The sequence below is a fragment of the Variovorax sp. FG153 genome, assembly GCF_057809595.1.
Genome location: NZ_JBMDKG010000064.1, coordinates 1 through 16,544 on the forward strand (window position 1 = coordinate 1; position 16,544 = coordinate 16,544).

Here is a 16,544-nt window from a genome sequence, read left to right on the forward strand (position 1 = left end):
CTGCGAGGCCGACCCGGCGCAGATCGAGCTGCACATCCTCAAGCGCCGCGGCCCGCCGCTGGCCGCGCCGGTGATGCTGCCGGCGCGCGGCGAGCGCATGGCGGCACTGCTCGCGGCCGCGCGGCTGCGGCGCAAGCTGCGCGCGCAGCAGCAGGGCGCCGTGGCGGTGGAGGCGGTGGAAGCACCGCCGGCCGCCAACGTGGTGCGCATCGACGCATGGAAGGCAGGAGGCGCCAATGCACTGGATCGCCTTGCAGTGGTCGCTTGAGGCGCAGGCCGAGGCCGGTGCCGCCACGGCCGCCGCCGATGCCATGCCCACGCCCGAGGCGCTGGGCTGGTGGGCGCTGCGCTACACGCCGCACGTGTGCTGGCTCGACGAGGCGCTGATGCTCGAGGTCTCGGCCTGCGAGCGCCTGTGGGGCGGGCGTTCCTCGCTGATGCGTCAGTTGCTCAACGAGAACCCCGTGCCTGCCGCCGCCGTGCTGCGCGGCGCGCAGGGCGCCACCAGCCTCGAGGCGCTGGCGCGGCTGCGGCTGTTCGTGCGCGAGGAGAAGCGGCCGCCCGAGATTCCCGCCGGCCTGCCGCTCGACACCCTGAGCGCCGCGCGCGAGCACCTCGATGCGCTCGCGCGGCTGGGCTGCCGCAGCTGGGGCGAGGTGGCGGCGCTGCCGCGCGGCGGGCTCTCGCGGCGCTTCGGTGCCGAGCTGCGCGCCGCGCTCGACATCGCCTGGGGCCTGCGGCCCGAAAGCCATGCCTGGCTCACGCTGCCCGACGTGTTCGAGCAGAAGCTCGAGCTGCCCGCGCTGGCCGAGACCGCGCCCGAGCTGATGTGGTCGGCCAACCGGCTGCTGTCGGCGCTGCAGATCTGGCTGCGTGCGCGCCAGCGCGGCGCGCGCGCGCTCGAACTCGAATGGACGCTCGACCTCAAGCGCTTCAACGGCGTGAACCTGCCGCCGACCCAGCAGGTCGCGGTGCGCACCGCCGAGCCCACGCAGGACCTCGCGCACCTGCGCCGCCTGCTGTCCGAAAAGCTCGCCCTCGCCACGCTCGCCGCGCCCGCGAGCTGGCTCAAGCTGCGCTCGCTCGAGACCGATCCGTGGGCCGGGGCGAGCACCAGTTTTCTGCCGGAGGACAACCGCAAGGGGGACAAGTTGCACGAGATGGTCGAGCGGCTGAGCGTGCGGCTGGGGGCGATGCAGGTGCTGGTGCCGCGGGCGCGGGCGGATCACCAGCCCGAACACACGCAGGTCTGGCGGCCGGCGCTGGGCCGCAGCGGCATCAAGTCCGCGGCACCCAAGGCACGGGCACGCGATGCCGCCGCGGCACCGGCCCAGCAGCCCGATGCCCTCTATCCCGCCTGGCTGCTGCCCGAGCCGCTGCGCCTCGAGATGGACGGCGAGCGGCCTTGCTACAAGGGTCCGTTGAGCAAGCTGATCGGGCCGCAGCGGGTCGAGACCGGATGGTGGGGTGGCGTGGACGAGGGCGGCCAGCCGGCGGTGCGCGACTATTACATCGCGGAGAGTCCCGAGGCCGGCCTGGTGTGGATCTTCAGGGAGCGCTCCGCGGCCTGCTTCGCCTCGGGCGAGGTGCGCTGGTTCCTGCAGGGGCTGTATGCCTGATTCGAGCGCCAAGCAGCGCAAGCCGGCCCCGGTGCAGCCCCTGCCGCGGCGCGAAGCGGTCGGCGTGCCGAGCCTGCCGGGCTATGCCGAGCTGCATTGCCTCACGCACTTCAGCTTCCAGCGCGGCGCTTCCACGCCCGAGGAGCTGGTGCAGCGCGCCTACCACCTCGGCTATGCGGCGCTCGCCATCACCGACGAATGCTCGGTGGCCGGCATCGTGCGCGCGCACGTGGCGTTGCGCGACCTGCCGGGGCAGCTCGACGAGTACGAGCGCGAGCATCCCGAGGAGCCGCCGATCCCGCGCCATCCCGAGTTCCGGCTGCTGTTCGGCAGCGAGTTCCGCTTCGAGCGCTTCAAGCTGGTGGTGATCGCGAACGACACCGAGGGCTGGGGCAACCTCTGCGAGTTCATCACCGCCGCGCGCACCACCGAACTGCCCAAGGGCGATTACCGCGTGACCTGGGACGGCAGCGACGTGGCCTCGCTGCAGCACTGCCAGGTGCTGTTCGTGCCGCGGCGCGTGCCCGGCGCCATGCTCGACGCCGAGGCGCTGCACGGCGACCTGAAGGCGGCGCAGGCCCTCTATGGCGACAACCTCTGGCTGGCCGTCGAGATGCTCAACGAGATCGACGACGACCTCTGGTTCGTGGCGCTGACCGAGGCCGGCGAGCGCGCAGGCGTGCGTCGGGTGGCGGCCGGCGACGTGCACATGCATGCGCGCGCGCGAAAGCCGCTGCAGGACGTGCTCACCGCCGTGCGCGAGGGCAAGACGGTGGCCGAATGCGGCTTCGCGCTGCAGTCGAATGCCGAGCGCCATCTGCGCCAGCGCGTGCGGCTGGCCGAGCTCTACACGCGCGAGATGCTCGCGAACACGCTGGAGGTGGCCGCATGCTGCAGCTTCGATCCGAAGGTGATCCGCGAGAACTACAAGTACCCGCTCGAGACCCTCGGCCACGACGAATCGCCCGCGCAGACGCTGGTGCGCAAGACCTGGGAGGGCGCGAGGAAGCGCTATCCCGACGGCGTGCCCGACAAGGTGTGCGAACAGGTCGAGAAGGAGCTGTCGCTGATTCTCGAGCTCGAATACGAGATGTTCTTTCTCACGGTGGAGGACATCGTGCGCTTCGCGCGCTCGCAGAACATCCTTTGCCAGGGCCGAGGTTCCTCCGCCAACTCGGCCGTCTGCTATTGCCTCGGCATCACCGCGATCGATCCCCACAAGGGCCATCTGCTGTTCGAGCGCTTTCTGAGCCGGCATCGTCATGAGCCGCCCGACATCGACGTCGACTTCGAGCACCAGCGGCGCGAAGACGTCATCCAGTACATCTACGAGAAATACGGCCGCGACCGCGCCGCCATTGCCGCGGTCGTCATCTGCTACCGCGCGCGCAGCGCATTGCGCGACGTGGGCAAGGCCCTGGACATCGACGAGCGCCTGGTCGACGAATTCGCGAAGGACCACTACTGGTTCGACGACACCGTGCTCGGCGAGCAGTTGCGTGCCGCCGCCGCGCGCGTGGGCGTGGAGGAGGATGAACTCAAGCTGGTGCAGTGGATCGAGATGACGCAGCGCCTGCGGGGCTTTCCGCGCCACCTGAGCCAGCATGTCGGCGGCTTCGTGTTGACGCACACCAAGCTCACGCGGCTGGTGCCGGTCGAGAAGGCCTCGATGAAGGACCGGTCGGTGATCCAGTGGGAGAAGGACGATCTCGAGGCCATCGGCATGCTCAAGGTCGATGTGCTGGCGCTCGGCATGCTGAGCGCGATCAAGCGGGGGCTCGACCACATGAACCGCTGGCGGGGCTGGAGCCGGGAAATGCACCAGATCCCGAGCGACGATCCCAAGGTGTTCGACATGATCTGCGACGCCGACACCGTGGGAGTCTTCCAGATCGAGAGCCGTGCCCAGATGTCGATGCTGCCGCGTCTGAAGCCGCGCACTTACGAAGACCTGGTGATCGAGGTCGCGATCGTGCGGCCCGGGCCGATCCAGGGCGGCATGGTGCACCCTTACCTCAAACAGCGTGAACGTGTCGCCAAGGGCCTGCCCATCTTCTACGAGAAGGACGAACTGCGGCCCGCGCTGGAACGTACCTTGGGCATCCCGATCTTCCAGGAACAGGTGATGCAGATCGCGATGATCGCGGCCCGGTTCACGGCCGACGAGGCCGATCAGTTGCGCCGCGCAATGGCGGCATGGAAGCGCAAGGGCGGGCTCGGCAAATTCCACCGTAAGCTGGTCGACGGCATGGTCCACCATGGCTACAAGGAGGAATTCGCCGAAGCCATCTTCAGACAGGTCATGGGCTTCGGCGACTACGGCTTCCCCGAAAGCCACGCCGCCAGCTTCGCGCTGCTGGTCACGGTCAGCAGCTGGCTCAAGTGCCACGAGCCCGCCTGCTTCCTCGCCGCCTTGCTCGATTCGCAGCCGATGGGCTTCTACAGCCCTTCGCAGCTGGTGCAGGACGCGCGCCGGCATGGCGTGGAGGTGCGACCGGTCGACGTGACCTGCAGCGAGATCGACACCACGCTCGAGCCGCGCGCGGCCGATGCGCCGCGCGTGCCGCCGGGCACCGATGCACGCTATGCCGAGCGCCTGGGTCACGACGATCAGCCCGCGGTGCGCCTGGGCCTGAACCGCATCGCGAGCCTCAGCAAGGGCGGCGCGAAGCGCCTGCTCGAGGCCCGCGCGCAGTCGCCCTTCACCAGCACCGAAGACCTCGCGCTGCGCGCCGAGCTCGACGGCAAGGACATGGCGGCGCTGGCCGCGGCCGATGCGCTGATCTCGCTGTCGGGCCATCGGCGCCAGCAGATGTGGGATGCGACGGCGCAGCGGCGCGCGCCGGGGTTGCTCAAGGGCGTGCCGATCCACGAGGAGGCGCTGGCGCTGCCCGCGGCGCCCGAGGGCGAGGAGATCGTCGGCGACTATGCGTCGATGCGCCTCACGCTGCGGCGCCATCCGCTCGCGCTGCTGCGCCCGCGGCTGGCGCGCATGAACCTGCTGAGCGCCGAGCAGCTGCGCGCCATGCCCAGCGGCCGCGTGGTGCGCGCCTGCGGCATCGTCAAGGGTCGGCAGCGGCCGCAGACCGCCAACGGCACCATCTTCGTCACGCTCGAGGACGAGACCGGCAACGTCAACGTGATCGTCTGGAACCACGTGATCGAGGCCTGGCGCGAGCCGCTGCTGAAATCGCACCTGCTCGCGGTGCAGGGCACCTGGCAGCGCGACGACGACAGCGGCGGCAAGGTGCAGCACCTGGTCGCCACCGGCTTCAAGGACCTGACGCCGCTGATGGGCCGGCTCGCGCAGAGCAACAGCAGCCGGGATTTCCACTGACGCGACGGCGGCATCCGCGCGCTCTGTCCGTCTGTGCAACCGATCGCAACCGTTCGTTCGAGTCCTCGCCTCATCCACCGGATTTCGCTAACCTGTTCCTCACCATGTCCGCACTCGCCCTCGATCCCATCGTCGACACGCCCATCGGCCCGCCGCCACCCGCGCCCGACGTGCCCGTGGTGCCGCCACCGCCCGTCATGCCGCCGGGGCCATTGCCCGAGGGCGACCCGCCGCCCGCGATGCCGCCGGTGACCGACCCCGGCTTTCCGCCGCCGGTGGAGGAACCACCGATGCAGACCGCGGTGTCGCTGGCGGCCTCGCTGGCCATCGCATCGGCGTCGGGCGGCGTGCCCTTCGGCAAGCTGCATGCGCGGCGCCTGCGCGAGATGTACCGCTCGGCCGGCTGGCCCTGCTGCGACGCGATCGAGGTCGAGCTGCTCGCGGGCGGATTCCTCGAGCGCGTGCGGTCGGCGCACGGCCACGAGACCCTGCGCGTGACCGATGCCGGCCTCGCGCGCATCGCCACCACGCTCACGATCAACCGAGCGGCGCTGTCGCCGCACGAGGCGCTGGGCGAACGCGTGGCGCGCGAGATGACGCGCGGCGGCCGCATCGCCTGGCGCGGCCTGAGCCTGCGCGCGAAGCTGCCGCCGGCGGAAGAGGGCGGCAAGGCGCGCTGGTGCATGGCCAGGCCCGATGTCTTCTCGATCCGCAACACCAGCGTCGAGGCCTATGCGCATCCGATCGTGCACGAGGTGAAGGTGAGCCGCGCCGACCTGCTGGGCGACCTGCGCAAGCCCGACAAGCGCGCGGCCTACCTCGACCTCGGCGGCGAGTGCTGGTACGTGCTGGGCAACGACGCGCGCGGCCGCTGCATCGCCACGCCCGAGGAGGTGCCGGCCGAATGCGGCGTGATGGTGCTCGAGGGCGAACGCCTCGTGGTCGCGCGTGCCGCGGTGCATCGCAGCTTCGAGCGGATTCCGTTCGCGGTGTGGCTGGCGCTCGCGAAGGCGCAGCCGATGGCGGGGTTCGATGAGGACGTGCAGGACCTGCTGGTGTGAGGCCTGCCGAGCCGGCGCGATGGTTGCCGGTTCAGTGGAGTGAAGCGCTCAGGCGGCGCAGCCCGTGGCGCGCGGAGATCGATGCCAGGTGCTCGTGATGGAACGGTGTCGTGAAGTGCGAGCGGACGACGCGGATTTCGCTCACGGCCCATGGAATGGGTGACATCGCCGGGCAGGCGGCGCGCTCGGAGGCGCGGGCGATCGTGATGTGGGGTTTCCATCCCGAGATATTGGCGAGGTCCATCAGGTCCGCATGTTGGAGAGCCGACCAGATTCTTTCTCGCAGTTCGAACAACTGTCCGTGCGGAGCGGGCTGAATCACGGAGACACCGTTGGACCATGTGCCGGACTGATCGAGCATCAGACCGAATGCCTTCATCCGCACTTGCGACAGTGCCTCGAGCAGTCGTTCCTCGCAGCGCTCTTCGTGCTCGTCGAGATAGCCCAACGTGAGATGCAATCGGCTCAGCGGCGGAAAGTGGCAGCCCTTCGGCCACCACCACTGCTTGCGGTGCAACTCGATGGCCGTTGACACCGCTCCGTTCGGAAACAGTCCGACCAGCAGTCGGGTGTCGCTCGTTGCGTGATCCTGGGTCATGTCGAATGTCATCTGGCACTTTCGAACGATGAGTGATTCAGTCCACCTTCGGCCACCACTGCTGCGCCGTCGTCCGCAACACCCGCGCCGCCTGCGCCTTGATGTCGTGCGGATCGCCCTGCTCGTTGTGCCGCAGCACGCGGAACGGCCAGGTCGAGAGGCGCCCCGTGGCACGCAGACGCGGGGTGGGTCGCGGGGCGGGCTGCGTCTGCGTGGGGCGTGAGAAGAAGAGGATGCGCGCAGCGGCTGCGGGCGGATTGGCGGTGGTCATGCGGTCGCCTCGAAGTTGTTCTTGGAGACGAGGCATTCTAGAGAAATGCTGTATGGACGTACAGTTAAAACTCCTTGCCCGAAGCCGGCGCGGATGGGGAATTCCTATCGCGCGAACGCCCCGCGCCGCGCCACGAAAAAGGGGCTCCGAAGAGCCCCGAAATCCCCACCATGAAACCCTCAGCCCAGCGGCAGGCGCAGGTAGCTTCCCTTCAGCGGCTGCTGCCCCGCGCCCGGCTTGCTCCAGTCGCACACGCCGGCCGGGAAGATGGTCTTGAGCCGCGTCTCCTCGGCACCGCTGAAGGTCACCGTGTAGTCGGCCATCGCGACCTGCTTGAGCTGGCACTTGAGCACGTCGTTCACGAGCGGCGAGCCGGCCACGATGCGCGGCGTGCTGAAGCGCGGATAGACCACGTTGCACTTCGCGGCCGGGTCCTGCGACGCGGCTTCGTCGATGCGCGTGCCGGCCTTGTCCCAGCAGGCGTCGTTGGCGCCCGCGGGCTTGTTGCGCACCACCTTGTCGGTCGAGGCCGCGGCGCTGTCGGCCGCCATGTTGTCGAGCCACTTGTTCATCAGGTCGATCGATGCGGCGATGTAGTTCACGGCCGAGGTCGAGCCCAGCGTCCAGATGATCTGGTTGTCGCTGCGGCCGTTGGCGCGCTGCAGCCGCGCGCGGATGATCAGGTCCTGCAGCGTGTCGTGGATGTCGCCGGTTGCATCGGCATTGGCGCGCTGCGTGATGATCGGGATGTTCGCGAGGCCCGGGCCCGAGAAGCTGTTCTTGAAGCCGCCCGAGTAGGTGGCCTCGAGCGCGCCGGCATCGGCCTGCGCGCGCGCCGCCTGCACGTTGCCGTCGCGATCGTAGCCGCCGACCTTCTCGTTGAGGTCGAGGAACTCCTTCACCGTGATCGTGCCCTTGTTGAGCGCGGCCAGGCCGTACTGCACGCCGACGTTGTCGATCGGGCGCCGCGCCTCCTGCGTGCCGGGGCGCTTGCCCAGCAGGTTGACGTTGGTCTGGAACAGGTCGCAGCGCACGCCGTTCGGATTGGTCGCGCGGTTGAACACGTTGGCCGCGTTGGTCGGCTCGAGGAAGCCGCAGCCCGCAGCGTTGTCGGACTTGATGATGCTCGCGAACGACAGGTCCCAGGCCACGCAGGTATTCGTGTTGAAGCCGTTGACCGCGTCCTGCTTGGCGGTGGTCCAGGTCGCCATGTCGAGCTTGTAGACGTTGTTGAGCAGCCGGCACTCCATCACCTCGGGCATCAGCGTCTCGGGGAACGAGACGATCGGCTGGATGCCGTCGAGCAGCCCCGGGTAGAGCTGCGCGATCAGGTACTGCTGGATCGCGCCGCCCGAGCCGCCGATGCCCGCGGTCCACTTCGGCACCTCGCCGAATTCCTCGATCACGTGCTCCTTGATCATCATCAGCGTCTCGCCCTGCAGGTGCGGGTTCGCGTGCTGGTTGTTCCACAGCTCGGTCGAGTTGACGAAGGCGAAGCCGCGCGACAGGTAGATGTCGCCGACCGCGTCGAGGATCGATTCGATCGGATGCACGCCCTGGTTGTATTGGGCCGAGCCGCAGCAGTCGAAGTAGGGCACCAGCTTCCTGTTCCAGCCCTTGCCGGGCTTCCAGGTGGCGGGCGCGTCCTTCGCCGGGTTGTCGAGCACCGCGAGGCGGTACACGCCGCGGTTGATGGTGCCCGACTCCACGCGCACGATGTAGGGCACGGTGACGCCGTCGTTGGTGGTGGTGTCGGCCAGGTCTGCCGGGCGCGTGCCGGTCGGGTCGGCCAGCGGCTTGAAGCTGCCGGCCTTGCTGCGGTAGTACCAGACCACCTGCGTGGTGGCCGAGCAGTTGGTGTCGAGCGCCACGCCCAGGCCGTTCTGCACCGTGCGGCATTCGTAGGGCGTGATGTGCGGGCCCGAGAGGATCGGGCCAGTGATCGGGTAGTTGACCAGCTTGAGCTCGGTGCGCTGCTCGGGCTTGTCGGCGTTGGTCACGACGATCAGGTTCTCCTTGCCGGTGGCCGAGGCCGGGTCTTCGGCGAGGCCCGTGACCAGGCCGCGCAGCGTGCGCGTGGCGGCATCGCGCGTGCTCAGCTGGGCGCTCACGTCCTTGCCGTTGAGGCTCACGCGCACCTTGTCGGTCGCCACGCCCTCGGGCGCGCGCACCTCGAGCAGCGTGTCGCCGCCGCTCACCATCTCGGGCTTGGACGACAGCGTGCGCACGTCGAAGGCGGCCGGGGCGGGCGGCGGCGCGGGCGGGGGCGGCGCGACCGGCAGGAACACCGCGCCGCTGTCCGAGCTGCCGCCGCAACTGGCGAGCAGCGCGGCCGCGGCAATGGCCAGTGCCGCGACGGAGCCGGCGCGAAGGGCCGGCCACGGAGAAACCCGCTTGCGCGGTGCGTGGGGGATGGCGAACATGAGGTCTCCTGTGTTGGTGTCGATCTCCACAAAGATTAAGGAGCGGCACGCGGCACCACGGTCGTTGCGACGACAGATGAGGCGTGAATTGCTACAGGTAATCCCTGATACCCCGCAGCCCGCGGCCTGCCTCGAGGGCATGGTGCGGCGCTCCCGGTGGGCGGCCGGTCTTTCTTCTTCCGATCTCGAGCGCGTGCTGGGCGGCATGCAGGAGCGCCAGTACGCGCGCGGTGCCTGCATCGCGGGCGCGGGCCAGCTGGTCGAGCACTGGATGGCGCTGATCGACGGCTTCGCCAAGATGTCGGTGGCCTCCGAGGACGGCCGCGTGTCGACGCTCACGGGCGTGTCGGCGGGCGTGTGGTTCGGCGAGGGGTCGCTCTTCAAGCACGAGGCGCGCCGCTACGACGTGTTCGCGCTGCGGCCCACGCGCGTGGCGCTGATGCCGCGCCGCACCTTCGACTGGCTGCGCGAGACCAGCGTGCCCTTCAACCACTACCTGCAGGAACTGCTCAACGCGCGGCTGAGCCTGTTCATCGGCGCGCTCGCGCACGAGCGCCTGCTCGACACCGACGCGCGCGTGGCCAACTGCCTCGCGAGCCTGTTCAATCCCGAGCTCTATCCCGATGCGCCGCGCCACCTGCAGGTGGGGCAGACCGAGATCGGCCTGCTGGCCAACGTCTCGCGCCAGCGCGTGAACGTCGCGCTGCAGCGGTTGCAGGCGCTGGGGCTGATCCGGCTCGAGAAGCGCGGGCTCACCGTGCTCGATCTCACGGGCCTGGGCAACTACCGCGTGTCCTACGACGGCCCCGCGCTGGCCGAGGACGCGGCCTCGGCACGCCGCGCCTGAAGCGCTTCGGGCCGCGCCCGGCGCCTTGGCGGGTGCTGGAAATGAATTCTTTTTGCTACAGTTCGGCGATGAATTTCACGCCAGACGCCGCGGCAGCCTTTTCCGAGAACCTGGGCGAGGTGCTGCGGAAACACGGCGTGCAGGAGGCGCTGCGCCACCTCAACGCGGGCGTGCCGCACCGCTACACCGCGGTCTTCGTGCTCGACGGCGACCTGCTGCGCAACCTCTACATGGTCGACAAGCTCGGCGAGGCGCGCCCCGAGCAGCTCGCCGTGGTGCCGCTGGGCAGCAGCTTCTGCCAGTTCGTGCTGCGCGACGGTCGCCTGTGCACCGAGGATTCGCGCGAGGAGCGGCTGCTCGACGGCAGCCCCTACCAGGGCATGGTGATCGCCTACCACGGCGTGCCGCTGACCCATGGCGACGGCCGGCTGGCCGGCACGCTGTGCCACTTCGACCTGGTGCGCCAGAGCCTCAGCGAGGCGCAGTTCGAGCGGCTGCAGCAGGCCGCGCGCCTGCTGTCGGAGCACGTGCTGCGCGCCGCCTCGCCGCGGCTGCCCGATCAGCCCGGCGCGACCGCGTAGCTCTGGTAGGTGCCCTTCAGCGGCACCTGCCCGACACCCGGCCTGGTCCAGTCGCACACGCCGCTGGAGAACACGGTCCGCAGCCGGGCGAGCTGCGTGGGCGTGAGGGTCTGGGCGTAGTCCGACGCCAGCACCGGTTTCAGCTGGCACTTGTTGATGTCGTTCGTCAGCGGCGCGCCGGCCTGCTGGCGCGGCTCGCCATGCAGCGGGTACATCGTGGCGCAGGTGCCGGTGGCGCCATAGGCAGGCGATTCCTCGTACTTGGTGCCGCTGCCGTCGAAGCAGGCGTCCACCGCGGCCCGGGGCTTGTGCGCCACCACCTTGTCGGTGGTCAGCGGTGCCGGGTCGGCGGCGAGGCCGTCGAGCCACTGCGTCATCACGTCGAGCGACAGCGCGGCCAGCGGATAGCCGGTGCGCGGGCCGACCCAGATGACCTGGTTGTCGACGCGGCCGTTGGCGCGCTGCAGCCGTGCGCGCACCACCAGGTCGCGCTCGTGCGAATGGATGTCGCCCGAGGCGTCGTTGTAGGTGCGCGAATGCAGGATCGGCACGAAGGCCAGGCCGCCGCCGCCCGAGTTGACCAGGCCGCTCGCATAGGCGCGCTCGAGCGCGAGCGCGTCGCCCACGGTGCGCTGCGGCACCGGCTTGCCGTCCTTGTCGTAGCCGCCGACCTTCTCGTTGAGCGTCACGAACTCCTCGGCACTGATCGCGCCCTTGTTGAAGGCCTCGAGCCCGTACTGCACGCCGACGTTGTCGAGCGGGCTGCGCGCGAAGCCGGTGATCGGGTCGCGGCCCATGATGTTGGTGCGCATGTCGGAGGTGGTGCAGCGCGCGCCGGTCGGGTTGTTGATCGGGTCGTAGACCTTCGAGACGTCCTTGAGCGCGCAGCCGGCCGCGTTGGTCGCGACGATGGTGTTGACGAAGCTCAGGTCCCAGGCGCGGCAGGTGCCGTTGGTGAAGCCGTCGACCGCCGTGCGCTTGGCATTGGTCCAGGTCGCGGTGTCGGCCTTGTAGACGTTCTCCAGCAGGCGGCAGTCGGCCACGTGCAGGCTGCCGTCGGGGAAGGTCAGCGAGGGCTGCAGGCCGTCGAGCAGGCCCGGGTAGATCTGCGTGATCACCAGCTGCTGGATCGCGCCGCCCGAACCGCCCGAGCCGGCGGTCCAGCGCGGCACGCCGTAGGTCTCGATGAAGCGCTCCTTCAGCATCATCAGCGTCTCGCCCTGCAGCACCGCGTTGCCGCGCTGGCCGTTCACCAGCTCGGTCGAGATCATGTAGGCGAAGCCGCGCGACAGGTGCAGGTCGCTCAGCGCATCGGTGGCCTGGTTCACGCCCTGGTTGTATTGCGTGCCCGCGCCGCCGCCGAAGCTCACCACCAGCCGGCCGTTCCAGCCCGCGGCGGGCTTGTAGCCAGTGGGCACCACGGTCTCGGCCGTGGGGTCGTCGAGCAGCGCGATGCGGTAGATCGTGCGGCCCACCGTGCCCGAGTCCACGCGCACGATGTAGGGCACCGTCTTGCCCTCGATGGTTGTGGTCTGCGCCAGGTCGGACGGGCGCGCGAGCGGATCGGCCAGCGGTTTGAAGCTGCCGGCAGGCGTGCGATAGAAGTAGTCGTTGCGCCGCGTTGCCGAGCAGTTCGCATCGAGCGGCGTGCCCATGTTCGATTCGACCGTGCGGCATTCGTAGGGCGTGAGCAGCGCACCCGCGAGGATCGGGCCGGTGTCGGGATGGTTGGTGAGCACCAGTTCGGCATTCGAGGACGCGCGGCCCTCGGCGCTGGCCTTCACCGCCAGCGTGTTCGCGCCCATGGCCAGGCCCTTGACCATGCCGCGCAGGTTGCCGTTCGCATCGCGCGCGAACTGGGCCGTCACCGGCTTGCCGTTCAGCGTGAGTTCCAGCCCCGAGGCCGTCGCGCCCGCGGGCGCCTTCACCTCGACCAGCGCATCGCCGCCGCTCACGAACTGCGGCTTGGACGACAGCACCGTGATCGAGGCCTGGTCGAGCGCCGCCGGCGCCGCGGGCGGCGGCGAGGCCGGCACGACGGGGATGAAGCCCCCGCCGCCGCCGCCATCGCCGCCGCAGGCGGCCAGCAGCGCCGCGCAGGCGATACCGAGGGAAAGGATGCGTGCCGGCCGCGCAAGCGGCGGCGCGGTTCGGGTCGAACCGAGCGTTTGTCTCATGGTGTTCTTCTTTCGTGGGACGGATGATGTCGACGCGCACGGCCTGATCGAGCCCTCGCCGCACGGCGTCGGCTTCACTCTATGCAGCGCATGCGATCCCGTGTTCTCCGATCGCGCCAACTTCATTTGCCAATCGCGCCATGCACATGCCTCCTGCAGCGAGATCCGTTTCATTGAACTTCGCGGGCCGGCCCACCTTGCCGATCTCGTACGTCAGGGATTTTCTGGAGGGACTGCCGATCGATGCGCCCACCTTGCACGGCATGCTGCACCTGGCCACGATCTCGCCCACCTTGCTCGCGCAGCGGCACGGCCGCGTCACCGAGGAGCAGTTCGCCGAGCTGTTCCGCAGCGTGGCGCTGCACATGGACGACGAGATGCCCGGCCTCTATGCGCGGCCGCTGCGCTGCGGCACGCTCAAGGTGCTGAGCATCCTGATGCTCGACGCGCCCACCTTGCAGGTCGCCATCAAGCGATGGATGCAGTTCAACCGCGTGCTCGACGACGGCTCGGTGTTCACCCTGCACCGCGACGAACGCGAGGCCGTGATCCGCATCGATGCCTATCCGCGCCAGGCCCGCAGCGCGCGCCTGGTGCAGGAGCTGCACATGAAGCTGGTGCACGGCCTGTGCTCGTGGATCATCGGCGCGCGCATCGAGCTCGAGCGCATCGACTTCGGCTTCGCGCGGCCCGACGATGCCGCCGACTACCTCTTCATGTTCCCCGGCCCCGCGCGCTTCGGGCAGCCCGTCACGGCCATGGTCTTCGACCCGAAGTACCTCGACCGGCCGGTGCGCCGCCGCTCCGGCCTCGAGCTGCGCGACCTGCTGCATCGCGCGCCGCTCGACTGGCTGTTCGTGCCGCCGAGCGCCGACAGCGCCGCGCATCGCGTGCGCGGCTGGCTGCAGGCACGGCTCGGCGAGGACTGCGACATCGCCCATGTGGCGGGTGCCTTCGGCCTGTCGGCGCGCACGCTCGTACGGCACCTGCAGGCCGAGGGCGCGACCTTCCAGGACATCAAGGACGCGCTGCGCCGCGACGTCGCCATCGAGCGGCTCACGCGCGGCTCCGAGCCGCTGATCGCCATCGCCTCGGACCTCGGCTTCTCGAGCGTGGCCGCCTTCCACCGCGCGTTCCGGCGCTGGACCGGCGGTACGCCGGGCGACTACCGCGAAGGCGGCGAAGCGATGGAGCGCAGCTTCGCGCGCGAGGCGAGGCCCGCGAAGCCCGCGGGCGCGTACCGCGAGGGCGCGGCGGCCTGAGCGCGCCGCGTCCCCTTCACGACTTCAGGGCGCGTAGGCCGCCGAGCGGCAGGGCGCGCCGCCGCAGACGTCGACCACCTTGCCGGTGCTGCGCAGGAACTCCGACTTCTGCTGCCGCGCGGCCGGCGTGGCGCGCGGATCCTCGTGCGGATCGCTGCCGGCCGTGGGCGCGAGGTTGTCCTGCGGCGGGGGCGGCAGGCGGCCCGGGCCGCTGTCCCACACCACCATCGCGGAACCGTCGTAGCCGCCGGCGCCCAGGTCCATGCACGAGAGCTGGAAGTAGGGCACCGCGTCGGGATGGCGGCCGCTGGCCGTGGCCGGGCAGTAGAGCCTGGCGCCGATGGTGCGCGCCTCGACCTCGGCCGACCACATCGTGACCTGGTGGTCGCCGAAGGCCACGTGCATCAGCACCTTGTGCGCCGGCGTGCCGGGCAGGGGCTTGTCGGTCATCGCCTGCGCATAGCCGCTGGCCTCGGCGCGGTCCCACAGCGTCTGCCACAGCGAGAAGATGAACTGCTGGTCGAGGCTGTCGGGGTAGGCCGCGTAGACCATGGTCGCGAACTCGGGGAAGTCCGCGCTGCGCTCGAGCAGCAGCGAGTAGTTCATGCCGGGCACGCCGAGCACGCCGCGGTGGATGTCCTGCGCCACGCTCATCAGCATGCCGCCGAGGATGCCGCCCTGGCTGTTGCCGTCGTAGAACAGCTCGCTGGTGTCGAGCACGCTGCGCGGCGTGGTGCCCATCTGGAAGGCCGCGTTGCTGCCGAAACCCTTGGCGCTTTGCATCGCGCGGCCCAGCATCAGCATGTTGAGCACGCCCTGCTGCGTGGTGTCGAAGGGCACGCGCGCGTTCGACAGGTCGAAGAAGCCGAACACCGACGGCACGATCTCGGTCTGCGAGAAGCCGTACCAGTTGGTCGCGCAGAACACGAAGTTGTGCTCGTTGCTCATGTCCTTCACGTTGCTGGCATTGACCTCGGTCGGCTTGCCGAACAGGCCGTGGCCGTACAGCGAGATGCGCGCGGGGTTGATGCTGCCGTCGGGGTTGAGCGCCGCGCGCGGGATGTTGCAGATGAAGGGCACGGTGAGCGTCGAGCGGCCGTCCCACACGGGGGTGTCGTAGACGCCGGGCGAGGCCGAGGCGTAGCGGAAGCTCTCCAGCGGCAGCGGCCGGTCACCCAGCGTGTCGAAGGCCGCCTTGACGGCCGGCACCGACAGCGCGCCGCCGCCGAGGTAGGGCGCCACGGCGGCGATCACCGGCGTGATGTCGGCCGTGCCGGCCGTGGGAGCCGCCACGAAGCTCGGCACCGTGAGCGTGCCCTCGATGTGGCGCGCGATGCGCGCGTCCTGCGCGGGCGTCAGGTCCTGCACCGTCGTCACCTTGAAGCCGGGCGTGCCGTCGGTGAGCGCCGCGAAGCCGGCATCGCGGATCGCGAGCATGCGGCCCGTGATGCTGCGCTGCGAGCCCACGGTGAAGTCCCAGGCCAGGTAGAGCGGCTCGCGCGCCACGCCCGCGCGCTGCAGCGTCGAGAGAATGCTCTCCATGTGCGCTCGGCGATCGTTCACGAAGCCCAGCGCGCTCTCGTGGCGGTCGCGGTAGATGCGGAACGCGGGCCCGGCCTCGATGGTCTTGCCGGCGGCATCCTTCATGTTGCGCATCGCCACGATGTAGCGATGGCCCCACTCGAGGTTCTTCGCCACGCGGATATTGAGGCTCTGGCGGTCGGGCGCGCTGACGTTGTTCTTGTCGAGCTCGACCCAGATCAGCTTGCGCTCGAGCGTGTCGGCATCGATCAGCACCACGGGCGCGTCGACCTTGAGCGAAGCCGAGAGATCGCCGATGCTCGGCGCGCCGGTGCGCGCGAGGTCCACGCCCGGCACGCGCGTCACGATCATCGCGCCCGGCGAGAAGCCGTCGTTGCGGTTCCATTCGGTGGTGTCGATCGGCTTGTTGCGCACCACCTCGCTGCGCGGCATCGAGGCCGTCTGCAGATTCAGCCGGCGGCCGGTGTCGGTGCTGGCGTCGGCCACCGTGTAGTAGTCGTTGGGAAACGGCAGCATGCAGTGCGCGGGATCGAGGAAGTCGCAGCGCTGTGCCGTGTCCGCCGTGCCGGCGGGCAACTGGGCATCGATGCTCGCGAGCATTGGCGGATCGGACGGCGGATTGCCGGTGCCCGGTCCCGAGGCGGGCGGCAGGCCGGCGAAGCCGAGGCCCGATCCGCCGCTGCCGCCGCCGCAGCCGGCGAGCACCGCCGCGGCGGCCAGCAGCGCGGTGCCGGCCAGTGTGCGCCAGCGGGTCGGGTGGGGGAAGGGTGGGCGCGCAGGGGCCTGCGCGCGGTCGGGCATCGGCATGGGTGTTCGTCTCCGTCGT

General features: G+C 69.9%; 11 protein-coding genes and 1 pseudogene. 7 read left to right on the forward strand and 5 right to left on the reverse strand.

Translation table 11 applies throughout. The features are described 5' to 3' along the window. From ACODT0_RS38445 to ACODT0_RS38460, 4 genes and pseudogenes are all read left to right on the forward strand, one after another. Positions 1–268, forward strand: a pseudogene (locus ACODT0_RS38445) (translesion DNA synthesis-associated protein ImuA); the annotation flags it as partial. Next, the gene (locus ACODT0_RS38450) at positions 237–1,619 is read left to right on the forward strand and encodes a Y-family DNA polymerase (protein ID WP_413763132.1); all 1,383 of its coding nucleotides are present in this window, start codon (positions 237–239) and stop codon (positions 1,617–1,619) included. The pseudogene ACODT0_RS38445 and the gene ACODT0_RS38450, both read left to right, overlap by 32 nt. Beyond that, positions 1,612–4,956 (forward strand): error-prone DNA polymerase, encoded by a 3,345-nt coding sequence (locus ACODT0_RS38455; RefSeq protein ID WP_489043700.1) that lies wholly within the window; start codon positions 1,612–1,614, stop codon positions 4,954–4,956. Before ACODT0_RS38450 ends, ACODT0_RS38455 begins: the two co-directional genes overlap by 8 nt. Before the next feature lie 104 nt (positions 4,957–5,060). Continuing rightward, positions 5,061–6,017, forward strand: a complete 957-nt coding sequence (locus tag ACODT0_RS38460; RefSeq protein ID WP_489043701.1) for a hypothetical protein — start codon at positions 5,061–5,063, stop codon at positions 6,015–6,017. A 31-nt stretch (positions 6,018–6,048) separates the two neighbouring features. Here the strand turns inward: ACODT0_RS38460 and ACODT0_RS38465 are convergent, their stop codons facing one another. The 3 genes from ACODT0_RS38465 to ACODT0_RS38475 form a co-directional block, all read right to left on the reverse strand. Further along, positions 6,049–6,615 (reverse strand): 2'-5' RNA ligase family protein, encoded by a 567-nt coding sequence (locus ACODT0_RS38465; RefSeq protein ID WP_489043702.1) that lies wholly within the window; start codon positions 6,613–6,615, stop codon positions 6,049–6,051. A 37-nt stretch (positions 6,616–6,652) separates the two neighbouring features. Continuing rightward, entirely contained in the window at positions 6,653–6,886 is a 234-nt protein-coding gene (locus tag ACODT0_RS38470) for a hypothetical protein (RefSeq protein ID WP_057598357.1), read from the reverse strand. 179 nt (positions 6,887–7,065) lie between these two features. Then, the gene (locus ACODT0_RS38475) at positions 7,066–9,309 is read right to left on the reverse strand and encodes a DUF6351 family protein (RefSeq protein WP_489043703.1); all 2,244 of its coding nucleotides are present in this window, start codon (positions 9,307–9,309) and stop codon (positions 7,066–7,068) included. Between the two features lie 88 nt (positions 9,310–9,397). Between ACODT0_RS38475 and ACODT0_RS38480 the strand changes: the two genes are divergently transcribed. Then, positions 9,398–10,156: a Crp/Fnr family transcriptional regulator gene (locus ACODT0_RS38480; RefSeq protein ID WP_413763137.1), complete on the forward strand. Its 759-nt coding sequence runs from the start codon at positions 9,398–9,400 to the stop codon at positions 10,154–10,156. Positions 10,157–10,224: 68 nt separating this feature from the next. Beyond that, on the forward strand, positions 10,225–10,737 hold the full coding sequence (locus ACODT0_RS38485) for a guanylate cyclase (protein ID WP_479670133.1): 513 nt from the start codon (positions 10,225–10,227) through the stop codon (positions 10,735–10,737). Here the strand turns inward: ACODT0_RS38485 and ACODT0_RS38490 are convergent. Next, positions 10,716–12,914 carry a DUF6351 family protein gene (locus ACODT0_RS38490; protein ID WP_489043704.1) on the reverse strand — a complete coding sequence of 733 codons (2,199 nt, stop codon included), beginning with the start codon at positions 12,912–12,914 and terminating at the stop codon, positions 10,716–10,718. The two genes, ACODT0_RS38485 and ACODT0_RS38490, sit on opposite strands and share 22 nt — an antisense overlap. Before the next feature lie 140 nt (positions 12,915–13,054). Here ACODT0_RS38490 and ACODT0_RS38495 point away from each other — a divergent pair, with 140 nt between their 5' ends. After that, complete coding sequence (locus tag ACODT0_RS38495) at positions 13,055–14,176, forward strand: AraC family transcriptional regulator (protein WP_082322006.1); 1,122 nt, start codon at positions 13,055–13,057, stop codon at positions 14,174–14,176. Between the two features lie 24 nt (positions 14,177–14,200). On the opposite strand, the gene ACODT0_RS38500 is transcribed toward ACODT0_RS38495, so the two are convergent. Continuing rightward, on the reverse strand, positions 14,201–16,525 hold the full coding sequence (locus ACODT0_RS38500) for a hypothetical protein (protein WP_489043705.1): 2,325 nt from the start codon (positions 16,523–16,525) through the stop codon (positions 14,201–14,203). Positions 16,526–16,544: the final 19 nt, after the last annotated feature.